The organism is Mycobacterium innocens, from assembly GCF_900566055.1.
GTDB lineage: Bacteria > Actinomycetota > Actinomycetes > Mycobacteriales > Mycobacteriaceae > Mycobacterium > Mycobacterium innocens.
In genome coordinates this window covers 1-13569 of the sequence record NZ_UPHQ01000056.1, presented here as the reverse complement: position 1 = coordinate 13569, position 13569 = coordinate 1, and the positions used below count along the sequence as shown (strand labels likewise).

Annotated in this window: 12 protein-coding genes and 1 pseudogene; 8 read left to right on the top strand and 5 right to left on the bottom strand. The window is 66.1% G+C overall.

The window, feature by feature from the left end:
- Nucleotides 1–3 precede the first annotated feature (3 nt).
- Nucleotides 4–669, top strand: coding sequence for a nitroreductase family protein (locus EET03_RS07005; protein WP_075543431.1), 666 nt, complete (start codon nt 4–6; stop codon nt 667–669).
- Between the two features lie 19 nt (nt 670–688).
- On the opposite strand, the gene EET03_RS07000 is transcribed toward EET03_RS07005, so the two are convergent.
- Genes EET03_RS07000 through EET03_RS06990 form a run of 3 tightly spaced genes read right to left on the bottom strand, consistent with a single transcriptional unit; the run spans nt 689 to nt 4225 of the window.
- Entirely contained in the window at nt 689–1153 is a 465-nt protein-coding gene (locus tag EET03_RS07000) for a cyclic nucleotide-binding domain-containing protein (protein ID WP_075543432.1), read from the bottom strand.
- Nucleotides 1154–1179: 26 nt separating this feature from the next.
- Complete coding sequence (locus tag EET03_RS06995) at nt 1180–2562, bottom strand: WS/DGAT/MGAT family O-acyltransferase (protein WP_075543433.1); 1383 nt, start codon at nt 2560–2562, stop codon at nt 1180–1182.
- Between the two features lie 46 nt (nt 2563–2608).
- Nucleotides 2609–4225 (bottom strand): AMP-binding protein, encoded by a 1617-nt coding sequence (locus EET03_RS06990; protein ID WP_075543434.1) that lies wholly within the window; start codon nt 4223–4225, stop codon nt 2609–2611.
- 105 nt (nt 4226–4330) lie between these two features.
- On the opposite strand from EET03_RS06990, the gene EET03_RS06985 reads away from it, so the two are divergent.
- A complete protein-coding gene (locus EET03_RS06985) occupies nt 4331–5689 on the top strand; it encodes a protoporphyrinogen/coproporphyrinogen oxidase (RefSeq protein WP_075543435.1) in 1359 nt (452 codons plus the stop codon).
- A 101-nt stretch (nt 5690–5790) separates the two neighbouring features.
- Nucleotides 5791–6621: an oxidoreductase gene (locus tag EET03_RS06980; protein WP_075543436.1), complete on the top strand. Its 831-nt coding sequence runs from the start codon at nt 5791–5793 to the stop codon at nt 6619–6621.
- A 19-nt stretch (nt 6622–6640) separates the two neighbouring features.
- Here the strand turns inward: EET03_RS06980 and EET03_RS06975 are convergent, their stop codons facing one another.
- Nucleotides 6641–7765, bottom strand: coding sequence for an adenylate/guanylate cyclase domain-containing protein (locus EET03_RS06975; RefSeq protein ID WP_099194032.1), 1125 nt, complete (start codon nt 7763–7765; stop codon nt 6641–6643).
- 117 nt (nt 7766–7882) lie between these two features.
- On the opposite strand from EET03_RS06975, the gene adhE reads away from it, so the two are divergent.
- Complete coding sequence (adhE, locus tag EET03_RS06970) at nt 7883–10540, top strand: bifunctional acetaldehyde-CoA/alcohol dehydrogenase (protein WP_075543438.1); 2658 nt, start codon at nt 7883–7885, stop codon at nt 10538–10540.
- A gap of 166 nt (nt 10541–10706) precedes the next feature.
- On the opposite strand, the gene EET03_RS06965 is transcribed toward adhE, so the two are convergent.
- The gene (locus tag EET03_RS06965) at nt 10707–11129 is read right to left on the bottom strand and encodes a DoxX family protein (protein WP_075543439.1); all 423 of its coding nucleotides are present in this window, start codon (nt 11127–11129) and stop codon (nt 10707–10709) included.
- A 224-nt stretch (nt 11130–11353) separates the two neighbouring features.
- Between EET03_RS06965 and EET03_RS06960 the strand changes: the two genes are divergently transcribed.
- The 4 genes and pseudogenes from EET03_RS06960 to EET03_RS06945 all read left to right on the top strand — a co-directional run.
- Nucleotides 11354–11677, top strand: a complete 324-nt coding sequence (locus tag EET03_RS06960; protein ID WP_075543440.1) for a DMT family transporter — start codon at nt 11354–11356, stop codon at nt 11675–11677.
- Nucleotides 11674–12237, top strand: a complete 564-nt coding sequence (locus EET03_RS06955) for a TetR/AcrR family transcriptional regulator (protein ID WP_075543441.1) — start codon at nt 11674–11676, stop codon at nt 12235–12237. Before EET03_RS06960 ends, EET03_RS06955 begins: the two co-directional genes overlap by 4 nt.
- 261 nt (nt 12238–12498) lie before the next feature.
- Nucleotides 12499–13251, top strand: coding sequence for a hemerythrin domain-containing protein (locus EET03_RS06950; protein WP_244232267.1), 753 nt, complete (start codon nt 12499–12501; stop codon nt 13249–13251).
- Between the two features lie 85 nt (nt 13252–13336).
- Nucleotides 13337–13569, top strand: a pseudogene (locus EET03_RS06945) (IS1634 family transposase); the annotation flags it as partial.

The following is a 13569-nucleotide window of genomic DNA, read 5'->3' as shown; positions in this document are numbered from 1 at the left end:
GCCATGGAGCTGTACGACGTCATGCGAACGACGTTCGCGGCGCGCGAGTTCACCGACGACCCGCTGCCCGACGAGGTGTTATCGCGCATCTTCGGCAACGCCCGGTTCGCCCCCAGCGGCGGCAACCGGCAAGGCGCCCACATCACCGTGGTGCGCGACGCCGACGTCCGTCGTCGCCTGGCCGAGCTGGGCATCCCGGCCGCTCGTCGCTACCTCGCGCAGTTGACGGCCGGTGAAAATCCTTGGAACTCCATTCATCCCAGCGGTGTGCCGCAGGAGGTTGTCGACAGCACCGCAGTTCCGGACGCATTCGTTGCTTCGGTTACGAAAGCTCCTGTGGTACTGGTGGTTTCCGTTGACCTGGAGGTGGTCGCGGCGCTGGATCGGGACCTGGACCGGGTCGGCATCGCCGCCGGCGCGTCGGTGTATCCGTTGGTGTGGAACATCCTGCTGGCCGCTCGAAACGAGGGCTACGGCGGCACCATCACCACCATGGCGATCGCCGGGGAGGAGCACGTCCGCGCATTGCTGGGCATTCCGGGCCATCACGCGGTCGCCGCGATCGTGCCGCTCGGCAGGCCCACCCGCCAGCTGACGAAGCTGCGCCGCCGGCCGGTTGCCGAGTTCATCACCCGGGAGCGTTTCGGCGGCCCGGCATTCGACGGCTAAGCCGGTCTGGGCAGCTGCCTCAGTCGATGGCGTCGCGATAGATGTCCAACAGCCGAAACCTGGTGGCATCGAGATACTCTCCGAGTACGGCGATGACACGCTTTTGCAGTTCGTACCCGAGTTCGTGGTCCTCTTCGCATTTCTGGCGCAGGCACTTGCCGTCGAAGACGATCGCCCGTGTCATCTCAGCCGCGCGCGCATCGAAGCGCCAGTGGTAGGGCGGCACCAGCCACGACCATCCGAGGATGTCGCCGTCGCCGAGTGTCTGCACGACCAGGCTGCCGTGGCCGGGAGAAGACGTTTCGAGCGCGATCTTGCCGACGCGAATCAGGTAGAAGTGATCCGCGTGCTCACCTTCGCGGCAGATCAGCTCGCCGGCGTTGAAGCGCACGTTCGCCGCACACCCGACCGCCAACTGCAGATAACGAGGGTCCATCCCGCTGAAGAACCGATGCCCGGCCAGCACGCCTTCCAGGGTCCGCACTGTGAATTCCTTTCGTTGGTGCCCATTCAGGCCACAAGCCCGGCGGCTTCCTCCAGTTGCGTCAGCGTGGGCTCGATCGCATCGGCGAGGTCGTCGATATCGTCAGCGACCTCCGGGGTGGTGACGAAACCGAAATCGATGGACCCGCGGTAGCTGAAGCAGGTGACGTTCAGGCCCACCTCCATCGTCAGGGGGCCGATGGGTATCAGGCTTTCCACCACCGCGCCGGCCAGGTAGATCGGGAAGTCGGGCCCGGGAACGTTGGAGACGACGAGGTTTATCGGGGCGACGCGGCCGCCGATATGGCTGGCGGTGTAGGCCCGGACGGCCAGGGCCAGCAGGCCCGGCGGCGTCGTATCGGTCAGGCCCATGATCTGGTGGGCGGTGAGCGCTTTGGCCATCTCCTTGGCGCCCCGGGAATTTCGGTAGATGGTGTTCAGCCGCTCCGCGACATCGACGACGTTGGTGGCCAGACTCATCGTCATCGACGCGATCTGGTTGGCGGACTGCGAGTCATCGCGGTGGGTCGAGACCGGGATCTGGGCGATCAGCGGCCGCTCCGGCAGCTCCCCACGATCCTCGAGGTAGCCGCGCAGAGCACCCGAAACCATCGCCATCACCACGTCATTCAGCTTCACGCCGAAGGCCTGCTTGACGGCCCTGACCCGCTGCAGCGGCACCCGGGTGAAAGCGACCCGCCGCTCGGGCGTGAGGTCGGCGTTGAACCGGGTGGTCGGCGCCTGGAAGAAGTGCGGCGGTTTGTTGGCCAGTCGCCGCACGGCCAGCTGCTGAACCAGCGTCTGCTGCAGGATCCGCGCCAACCGGTAGGGGGTCGCAACGGTGACGTTGAACATGGCGCCCAGCGCGCGCCGCTCGAAACGCGGCATGCCGGCCGCCGACGACTCCTGGACTCCGACGGCCGGTGGCCGCGGTTCCGGCGTGACGTCCAGCATGATCTCACTCAGGCCGGCGCCCGACACCCCGTCGATCAGGGCGTGATGGATTTTGGTCAGGGTCGCGGCACGACCGCCCTCGAGACCCTCGATGAACCACATTTCCCAGAGGGGTCTGCTGCGCTCCAGCGGATAGGACATCAGGCGGCCGACAAGCTCCTCCAGCTCGCGGCGTCCGCCCGGTGAGGGCACCGCGACGCGCCGGATGTGATAGTCGATGTCGAGCTTGGTGTCCTCGACCCACCATGGACGGTCCAGGCCAAGGGGCGCGCCGGCGACCCGGCACCGCAGCAACGGCAGCTCCGGAAGACGGGCAGCCATGAGGTCTTTGACCACATCGAAACTGAAACTCGGCGCCTCGGAGGGATCACAGATCGCCAGACCGCCGATGTGCATTGGGCAGGTATGGGTCTCGGCGAACCAGAACGCCGCGTCCAGAGCGGACAACCGCCTCACGACGACAGCGTAGAACGTCGCGGGCCAGGCAACCTCGAAAACACCCCTATCCGCCAAGATTGGTTTGACCGCGGTCGGGGTCGGGTTTGTCGAGTCCCAAGAGTTCGAGCGCCAGCGACTTCAGCGCACGGTAATCGACCTTGCCGAGCACGGTGCGCGGCACCTGGTCGACCATGAGCACCACCTTGGGCGCCTTGAACCCGGCGATGAGCTTGCGGCTGTGGTCTTGCAGCTGCTCCAGGCTCAATGTCGCACCGGCGCGCAATTGCACCAGCGCGGTGACCTGTTCGCCCCACCGTTCGTGCGGGGTGCCGACCACCGCGGCGTCGAACACGTCGGGGTGTTGCAGCAGCACGCCCTCGACCTCCTCGGGGTGGATCTTCTCGCCGCCGGAGTTGATGGTGACCGCGCCGCGGCCCAGCAGCGAGATGGTGCCGTCCGGCTCGCGGCGGGCGAGATCGCCGGGCAGCACCCAGCGTTTGCCGTCGATGTCTTTGAAGGCGGCCGCCGTCTTTTCCGGGTCGTTGAAGTAGCCGAGCGGAATGGCGCCGCCGCGCGCCAGCATGCCGACCTGGCCGACCGGGCAGGGCCGCAGCTGCTCGTCGACCACCATCACGTCGGCGTCCGCGTCGAATATCGGCGTGGTCCTGGGCTTTCCGTCGTCGAAGCGGTTCAGCGTAACGCCGGACTCCGAAGCGCCCAGAGTGTCCCTGATGATGCGGTTGGGCAGCGCCTCGCGCAGCTGTGCGCGTACGCCCGCCGACAACGGCGCCGCCCCGTTGGCCACCGCCAGCACGCTTCCCAGATCCCACCGGTCCGGTTCGGCCAGCAGCGCTTCGGCGAGCGGGCGGGCGGTGGCATCGCCTAGGACGGCGATCGCGGTGACCTTGGCCCTGGAGGCCAGGTCGAGCGTCTTGGCCGGGTCGAAACTGCGCTGGGTGGTCACCACGAAAGTGCCGCCGGCCACGTGGCAGTTGCCCAGGATCCACTGGGTGCCGCCGTGCATCAGGGGTCCGACGGTGAGCACCCGCACCGGGAACTCGTTGGCGGCCGCCTCCGCGCCGAGCTGCTCGACGCTGCCCAGCGGGGCATTCCAGCGCTGGGCGTTCAGCGCGCCGCGGATCAGGTCTTCCTGGCGCCACACCACACCCTTGGGCAGACCGGTGGTGCCGCCGGTGTACAGGATGTAGAGGTCATCGCCGCTGCGGCCGGTGACACGGCGCTGCGGTGACGCGCTGTCCAACGCCGCGTCGTAGTCCTCACCCAGCACCAGCAACCGCCCCAGATGCGGCAGCGCGGGCCGGATCTCATTGACCAGATCGACATAGTCGGGGGCGACGACCGCCAGCACGGATCCGGAGTTTCCGTAGATGTGCATCAGCTCGTTCTGCCGGTAGCGGTAGTTGACGTTGATCGGGACCGCGCGCGCCTTGAAGGCCCCATAGAACGCGTCGACCCACTCGATGCAGTTCATCGCGTGCACCGCGACGCGGTCACCGGGTCGGACGCCCGCGGACACCAGGTGGTTGGCCAACCGCGTTGCGCGCTGGTCGATTTCGCCGTAGAAGTACTCGCGGTCCTCGGTGATGACGGCGGTTCGGTCGGCGACCGAGTCGGCCATCTGCTCGATGATGTCGGCCAGGTTCCAGGGCCGTGCACTCATGGCACCAAGCTAACCCCGGGCCGGGCGCGACCGGGCCGGATTTCCCTGGAAAGCTCGGTGTGCATACCGCGTTCCGTGGCGTTAGCGGGACTCGAAGGAGAAGACATGCCCACCAACAGCATTGTCGTGATCGGGGCCGGCTGTGCCGGTCTTTCCGCCGCGTACACGCTGCGTAAACACGGTGTCGAGGTCATCACCTTCGAGGCGGGCGATGTGGTGGGCGGGCGTTGCCGGACCGTCGTCGAGGACGGGTACGAATTTGTGGCCGGCGCGGGCAGCACCGAACCGCAATGGGCCACCACTTTCGAGTACCTGGCGGAACTCGGTCTGTTGGACCGGATATATTCCATCCAAAAGCAGCGTTACGGGTTTGTCCGCAACGGCAAAGTGCGCACGTTGTTCGTCGGCGGCAATTTCCGAGAAACCATCAAAACACTGCCGGAGAACGTGAAGTTTTTCTTCACCGGGATTCCCTGGAAAACGTATCCCCAGACGGTGAAGGCGTTTGTCGCACTGCGCCGGTACATGAAATTGGTGGACACCAAAAATCAAGACTTCGGCGCCTTGGCCGAGATCTCCAATACCAGCGCCGAAGATTTCGTGTTGGCACACGGCGGGCGAGAGGCCCTGGAATGGGTGTTTCACCCATTCTTGTCGACCATGATCCTGGCGCGCCCGAAGGATATTTCGGTCGTCCATCCGATCCTGCTCTTCTCCTTGATGAAGGGGATGCGATCGATGGAGGGCGGCCTGGGAAGCATCACCGCCGGGTTGTACGAGCGGGTGCGCGACTGTGTCCGTCTCAATATCCCGGTGACCAAGGTGGTTATCGAGAACAACAGGGTGCTGGGCGTGGAAACGAAGGACGGCTTTGTCGAGGCGGAGCGGGTGGTCTGCGCCGTCGACGCCGTGGTCGCACGGCAGTTGATCCCCGATCTTCCCGAAGCGATGCACCGCGCCCTTGCCACGTGTAAATACAGCTCCACTTACTATTATCAGTTCGGTCTGGACAAACCGCTCGTCGAGCAGCAAGACACGCCTTTCTACGTCGTCATGATCCCTGCCGACGAACAGACGGTCCTGGATTTTGCCTCCCTGGGCAGCAACTCGAGGGATAAGCCGGTGGTCATTGTCCCCACTCGTGGCTGGGAAGATGAAAAGCTCGCCGAACTGAGCGAGGAAGAACGCCGCCGGCTGGTGATCTCCGAGGTGCAGAAAATATGCCCCGCCTTCCCCGACGAGCCGAAAATCACCAAGGTTTTCCGCTGGGATCGCGCCATCAACCTGCAATCCCCCGGGCAGTTCGTGGCAATTCAGGACCTGCTCGACAATCACCTGCACGATGTCAGCGGTTTGTACCTGGCGGGCGAGTATCTGTTTCCGATCGCGTGCACCGAGGGCGCGCTGGCGACCGGTAAGAAGGCGGCCGAGACGGTCATTGACGATCTTGCGCGAGCCCGCTAGCGCGCGGCTCGCAGGGCGCGGCAGCGGCGGAAGACACGCCCGCCGCCGGCGGCCTGGCCGCGTGGTGCCAAGGTTGTCTGGACCGAAAGGAGACATTCTCAATGTCCACATGGCTTATCACCGGCTGCTCGAGCGGGCTCGGGCGTGCGCTCGCCGAAGCCGCGATCGACACCGGCCACAACGTCGTCGTCACCGCACGTGACCTCACCACGGTCGCCGAGCTGGCCGACGCAACGCCCGACCGGGTGCTGGCCGTGGCTCTCGACGTCACCAAACCCGACCAGGTCACCTCCGCGGCGCGCGCGGCCGAAAAGCGGTTCGGCGGCGTCGACGTGCTGGTCAACAACGCCGGCTACGGATACCGCTCCGCGGTCGAAGAGGGCGACGACGCCGACATCCGCGCCCTGTTCGAGACGCATTTCTTCGGCAGCGTCGCGATGATCAAGGCCGTACTACCTGGCATGCGGGCTCGCCGCTCCGGCTCGATCGTGAACATCTCCTCGATCACCGTTCAGCTGACCCCGGTGGCCTCCGGCTACTACTCCGCCGCGAAGGCCGCCGTCGAGGGCATGAGCGGGGCGCTGCGCGGTGAGCTTGCGCCCCTTGGCATTTCGGTCATCGTCGTCGAACCCGGGGCATTTCGCACCGACTTCGCCGGCCGCTCGCTGACCCAGTCGGCCACAGTTATCGACGACTACGCCGCCACCGCCGGGCTGCGCCGCATCGAAAACGACACGATGCACGGCACCCAACAGGGCGACCCTGCCAAGGCTGCGGCGGCAATCATCACGGCCGTCGAATCACCCAAGCCGCCAGGGTTCTTGCTGCTCGGGCCCGACGCGCTGATGGCCTACCGCTACATCGCCGACACCCGTGCCAACGAGATCGCCACCTGGGAACAGCTCAGCGCCGGCACCGATCTCGACTCCTGATACCGGCAGCGAAAGCGGATCACCCCGACGTGGTCCGCCGGACCGCATACAACCGAACCTCGCCGTGAATCCCCCTGAGATGGCGTGCGCCGACGAACGACCACTCGAGGCCCGGCGCGTCGCCCATCGCCGCGCGTGCGGCCTCGGTCAGCCACACCGCGCCCGAAGGCGCCGCGTGGGTGACCCGGCTGGCCAGGTTGACCGGGCTGCCGTACCAGTCTCCGGAACGGCTGATGGCGCGTCCGAACGCGAATCCCACCCGCAGCCGCAGGATTTTCTCGGCGGCCGCCGCCTCGACCAGGTCCAGCACCGTGGTCAGCAGTTGCGGCGGTTCGGCGCAAACCAGCATCACCGCGTCGCCGATCGTCTTGACGAACTGCACCGGACTCGCCGTGACATCGTGAGCCAGATCGCTGAGCCGAAAGGCGATCAGTCCCAGGTCGTCCGGCGGCAGCTGCTCGCCCAGCCGCGTGAATCCGACGAGATCGGCAAAGGCGACCGCAACGTCCCGCGCACCCGGCAAGGTGCCGGCGGCGCGCTCGGCCACGTTGATCGCCTCGGTCTCGAACGAATGTCGCAGCACCAGCCGCAACAAATCGTCGACCATCGGGCCAAGCAGCGGCTCGGCCTGTTGCGCCAGGTGTTCGAAGGCCTTCGCCAGGTCGAGCTCGGTGGCGCCCGGGCGCAGCGACGCCTGCAGGGCCGCCCGGCGCAGCGCCACCGCCGGGCCGGTGAGGCCCTCGACCAGAAGTCTCACGACCAATCCGACCCGTGCCGGATCCAAGCCCAGGTCGACCAACCGCGCGGCGTTGAGCACCGCCTCCGCGTCGGCGCGTGACCGCAGCGGCGAATCGGGGTCGTAGACCCGAACCAGCCCGGCCGCACGGTGCAGGCGTTGCAGCAGGTCGAGGCTGACACCACTGGACTCCGAAATCTCGCGGGCCGAAACCGTGGTTCCGTCGTCGCCGATCGCGCGGTTGGCGGGCAACAGCATCGGAATGAACGCGCTGCGGATCTGGTCGACGTCGAACCCACGATCCAGCAGCCAGGTAATGAGCTCGGCACGCTCCTGACGCGCCCGGCCGTCGAGGTGATCGAGCAGCCCCAACGACTCGACGTCTGTGTTGTCCGGCTCTACTGACACCGCGTCAACGTACAACAACCTGGGGCCTTCCGACCCTCGTTACGTCCCACCGCAGACCTCTAGCATCGGCTCATTCGGGAGACCCACAGTCCCCTTCACCGAGTCAAGGATCCGACCATGACCACTACGCACACCGAAAATGCCGCCCCAGTCGACACACCCGTGGTCGGCGAGCACCGCAGACGCGAGGTCGACGCCATCGTCGACGCGGCAGCGCAGGCGGCCCGGGCATTCCGCACGCTCGACCAGCAGCAGGTCGATGCGATCGTCGAGGCGATGGTGCGCGCCGGAGTTCGCGCGGCGGGGGAACTGGCCGGTGTGGCGATCGAGGAGACCGGGTTCGGCGTCTTCGAGGACAAGGTGGTCAAGAACTACGTGGCCACCGAGTTCCTCCACGACTATCTGCGCGACAAGAAATCGGTGGGGGTCATCGACGAGGACGTCGAGCACAACATCGCCTACATGGCCGAGCCGATCGGGGTGGTGCTGGCCATCACGCCGGTGACCAACCCGACCTCGACGGTGCTGTTCAAGGCGATCGTAGCCGCCAAGACCCGCAACGCCATCCTGTTCCGGCCGTCGCCGCATGCGGTGCGCTCGTGTGAACGCAGCCTGGCAGTCCTGCGCACGGCGGCCGAGGCGGCGGGGATGCCGCCGGGGGCGCTGCAGGTCATTCCCGACGCCGCCCACGAGGTGACGCACTACCTGTTCAAACACCCGCAGGTCGATTTCATCTGGGTGACCGGTGGCCCGAAGATCGTCGCGCTGGCGAATGCGGCCGGAAAGCCGGGCCTGTCCGTCGGGCCCGGCAACGCGCCCATCTACATCCACAAGACGGCGGACCTCAAGGGCGCCGTCGTCGACATCCTGATCTCGAAAACCTTTGACTCCTCGGTCATTTGCCCGGCCGAGCAGACCTGCGTCATCGACGACGGGATCTACGACGAGGTGATCGCCGAGTTCGAGCGGATGGGCGCCCAGCTGCTCACCCCCGAGCAGGCCAAGGCGGTGGCCGAGTTCGCGTTCGGCTGCGGTGACAAGATCTCGCTGGCGGCGGTCGGACAGAAGGCGTCGGAATTGGCCGCACGGGCCGGGTTCAGCGTGTCACCGACGGTGAAGGTGCTGCTGGCGGCGCTGCCGGCCGACCTGGACGAACTCGCCGCGCACCCGTTGGTGCAAGAAAAGCTGATGCCGGTGCTCGGGGTGGTGCGCGCGCGCAGCGTCGCGCACGCCATCGACGTCGCCGTCCTGGTCACCGAGCATGGCGGCCTGGGCCACACCTCGGCGGTCTACGCCAACGACGAAAAGGTGATCGAGGCATACGGTTTGGCGGTTCGCACCGGCCGCATCCTGGTCAACGCGCCCACGTCGGTCGGCGCACTCGGCGGCGTCTACAACAACCTGACGCCCACGTTCTCGTTGGGCTGCGGCACCTGGGGCGGGTCGAGCACCACCGAGAACGTCAACTACCGGCAACTGCTCAACATCAAGACCGTCTCGCGCCGCCGCACCCCGCCGCAGTGGTTCCGCGTCCCGTCCAACACCTACTTCAACGAAGGCGCGTTGGACAACCTGCGCGAACTGGACTGCGAAACCGTCGTTTTGGTGACCGATGCCCTGACCGAGGAGCGCGGCGTGGTCGACACGCTGCGCTCCAAGTTGCGCACCAATCACGTGCAGGTGTTCGCCGAGGTCACCCCGGAGCCCGACGAGTCGACCATCCGCCGCGGCGTCGCGCTGCTGCAGCGGGTGCAACCCGATCTGTTGATCGCCGTCGGCGGCGGCTCGGTGCTGGACGCCGGCAAGGCGATCCGGCTGTTCTACGAACACCCGGAGAAGAGCCTCGACGAGCTGACGATGCCGTTCCTCGACCCCCGCAAGCGGGTAGCCGACTATCCGGTCGACCGTCATCGCATCCAATTGGTCGCCGTCCCAACGACATCGGGCACCGGGTCGGAAGTGTCGCCGGCGGCGGTGTTGACGGTGCGCGGCAAGAAGGAGACGCTGGTCGACTACAGCCTGGTGCCCGACCTGGCGATCGTCGACCCGGTGCTGACCTCGTCGATGCCGCAGCAACTGACCGCCGACACCGGCATCGACGCGCTGACCCACGCGCTGGAGGCGGGTGTTTCGATCTTCGCCTCGCCCTACACCGATGCGTTGTGCGCCCAGGCGGCGCGGCTGATCTTCGACGCGCTGCCGCGAGCGTATGAGCATCCCGACGACCTGTCCGCGCGCACCGCCATGTCCAATGCGGCAACCCTTGCCGGACTTGCGTTTTCGAACGCGTTTGTCGGCACGAATCACGCACTCGCCCATGCCGTTGGCGCGAAATTCGGCATCTCGCACGGCCGGGCGAACGGGATTTTCCTGCCCCATGTGTTGCGCTACAACGCAAGTCTGCCAAGCAAATTCATGCCCGCGCCAGGGTACTCGGCCTACGTCGCGCCGGCCAAGTACGCGCAGCTCGGCCAGCTGATCTTCGGTGGCCACGAGCCCGACGAGTGCCGCCGCCGATTGTTCCAGGGGGTCGACGACCTGCTGGACCTGCTGAAGATGCCGCGGTCGCTGCGGGAGTTCGGCGTCGAGGAGGAGCCGTTTCTCGTGGCGCTGCCGGCGTTGGCGATGACGGCCTTCGAGGATCTGAGCAACCGCACCAACCCGCGGATGCCGTTGGTCAGCGAGATCACCACATTGCTTCGGCTGGGCTACTACGGTGACGGCGGCGTTGGGCAGTCACCCGGCCGCGAAGACCGGGGGGCATCGCAAAGCTGAGGGACAGCTGGCGCTGGCGGCACAGCCGGATCGACTCAGGTCTTGCCGAAGCCGATGACGAGATGCCGTACGGATAGTTACCGAAGTCCCTTGACTCGCAGCAGAACCCACAACGATAGTCAGCGCAGCACCGAGAGCCCAGAAGATAGCGGAGCCGGCGAGCGATTCAGCCTTTGCCGCGGAGAGCGTCGATCGAGTAGCGTCCGGCACCGGCAAAGACCAGCAGGAAGAATCCGAAACAGAACAGTATCGCTGGGGTGCCGCTGTTACCCCCGGGTGCATCACCGATCGGCCACAGCGAACGTGGTTGATGAATCCACAAGTAGGCGACCGCCATTGTGCCTGAGGCAAGGAACGCCGCGGCGCGGGTGAACAACCCGGCCGCGATCAGCAGTCCGGTGACTAATTCGATCACCCCGGCATACCATCCCGGCCAGGCGCCGAATTCGACGGCGTGCGTCGTCCGGACGGGCCAGCCGAAGAGGATCATCGAGCCGTAGCCGGCGAACAGCAAGCCGTTGACGAACCGGAACAGGCTCAGCACCGCCGGCGTGTAACCGACAAGACGGTGGTTGAGATTCGGTGCCATGCCACAACGCTACGGCGCGACCATGGGTTGCCGACCGCGACGTCACCCGGGCGTAACGGACTGGGTGGCGCTCCCCGCGCCAGGTCGGTCGCTTCTCGATGTGCTTGGGCCGACGCACGTTTCGGCGCGCAGCAAGGATGCCGATGCTGCCCAGCACGATGTGGTCGACGCGCCGCCTCAATAGTGTACGATCGTACATGTACGTTTGTACATAAGGAGGAGTCTTGCCGTACCTGTTGCTGTTCTTCGCGATCTTCGCCGAGGTGGTAGCCACCAGCCTGCTGAAAAGCACGGAAGGCTTCACCCGGCTGTGGCCGACCGTGGTCTGCCTGGGCGGTTACACAATCGCGTTCGCCCTGCTGGCGGCGTCGATTTCACGCGGTATGCAGACGGACGTCGCCTACGCACTGTGGTCGGCGATCGGCACGGCCGCCATCGTGCTGATCGCCGTGTTGTTCCTCGGCTCACCGATGTCGGTGGCGAAAGTCGTCGGCGTGGGGCTGATCGTCGGCGGGGTGGTCACGTTGCAACTGGCCGGCGCGCATTGACCGCGGAATCCCAGCGCCGCCCCCGCGACCCCGCCGGTCGGCGGCAGGCGATCATCGAAGCGGCCGGGCGAGTGATCGCCCGCCACGGCCTTGGCGACCTCACGCACCGCCGGGTCGCCGCGGAGGCAGATGTACCGGTCGGGTCGACCACCTACTACTTCAGCGACCTCGCCGCGCTGCGCGAAGCCGCGCTCACGCACGTCGCGACCAGCGCGGCCGACTGGTTAGAGCAATGGCGAAGCGATCTCGACGAATCCGCCGACCTTCCCGCTACCCTGGCCCGGCTCACCGCCGACTACCTAACCGACCTGGACAGGCACCGCACACTCAACGAGTTGTACGTCGCGGCAAGTCACCAGCCCGAGTTGCAGTCCCTGGCCCGGCTGTGGCCGGAGGGCCTGGTCACTTTGCTCGAACCGCGCATCGGCCGACGAGCCGCCGAAGCGGTCACCGTCTTCCTCGACGGCGCCACGCTGCATTCGCTGATCACCGGCCAGCCGCTGAGCCTGGCGGCGCTCACTGACGCTATCGCGCGGTTGATTGCGGACCGCGTTGGATGAAGCGCATTGGCTCATGGGTCCATCTTCATCTCGCCAAGATCGCGGATAACTTCAGGACGCTCCGGTGCCTCAGATCCCGCGAGATCCCGCGCCGGTGCCGCCCTGAGCACGCCTGACTGCAGCGCGTCCGTCCCACCACCAGTCGAAGGGAGACCGACAGGCTGCATCGGGCCAAGCGGCCGACACAATATCGTAAACAGATATCGGGTTACGATAGCAGTTGGTTCTGCTTGGGGTCGGTATTGGCGATCCACCGATCAAGTGATCGGCCCGGCGAAGAAAGGTCTGACCGTGATAGAGCAGCCGCCTCCGGCCCTGGGCCGGCGTCACCTTCTCGGGATCTCGCTATCGGCAGCCGGCGTGCTCGCCGGATCGGCATGCGGCAACTCGCAACCCAAGACACGCCAGCCCGACGCACCCGCAGGCGACGAAGCGCCGGTCACGCCACCTGAAGACTTGATGCGTGAGCACGGAGTACTCAAGCGGGTCTTGCTGATCTACCGAGAAGGGATCCACCGCCTGCAGGCCAGCGATCAGGCTCCCACGCAAGCCCTCAACGCGGGCGCGCAGATTATTCGAAGCTTCATCGAGGACTATCACGAGCACCTGGAAGAACAGTATGTCTTCCCCACGTTGGAGCAGACGGGCAAGCTCACCGACATCACCGCCGTGTTGCGCACCCAGCACCAACGCGGTCGCGCGCTCACCGACCGGGTGCTCGCCGCCACCACCGCAGCTGCCGCGCCCGACCAGCCGGCGCGAGATGCCCTGGTGCAGGGCATGTCGGCGTTCATCCGGATGTATGAGCCGCATGAGGCACGCGAAGACACCGTCGTCTTCCCTGAGTTTCGCGACGTCTTGCCCGCCAAGGAGCTTCGCGACCTGGCTGAGACATTCGAAGCCGAAGAGCACCGGCGCTTCGGCCGGGCCGGCTTTCAAGGGGTGGTCGACAAAGTCGCCGATATCGAAAAGAGCCTTGGCATCTACGACTTGAGCCAGTTCACCGCGACCTAGCGGGAGTTTCCGGCCTTCGTGGTTGAGCGGCGTGTCTTGTGTTGTGGTGCTTGAGGTTTGTGGGTTTGGAGTGTATTACCCATATATGGCGTCGATCGTGGGTAAGCGACGCGGCAAGCAGACCTATTACTACCTGGTGGAATCGGCCCGAGTGCAGGGCAAGCCGCGCATCGTGTCTCAGCAGTATTTGGGCAGCGCGGAGGAGGTGATGGCGAAGCTGTCCGAGACGCCGGCCGGGCAGCCGATCCGTAGCCAGCACAAGCAGTTCGGGGATCTGGCTGCGGTGTGGTCGATGCTGGCCCGGCTGGATGTGGCCGG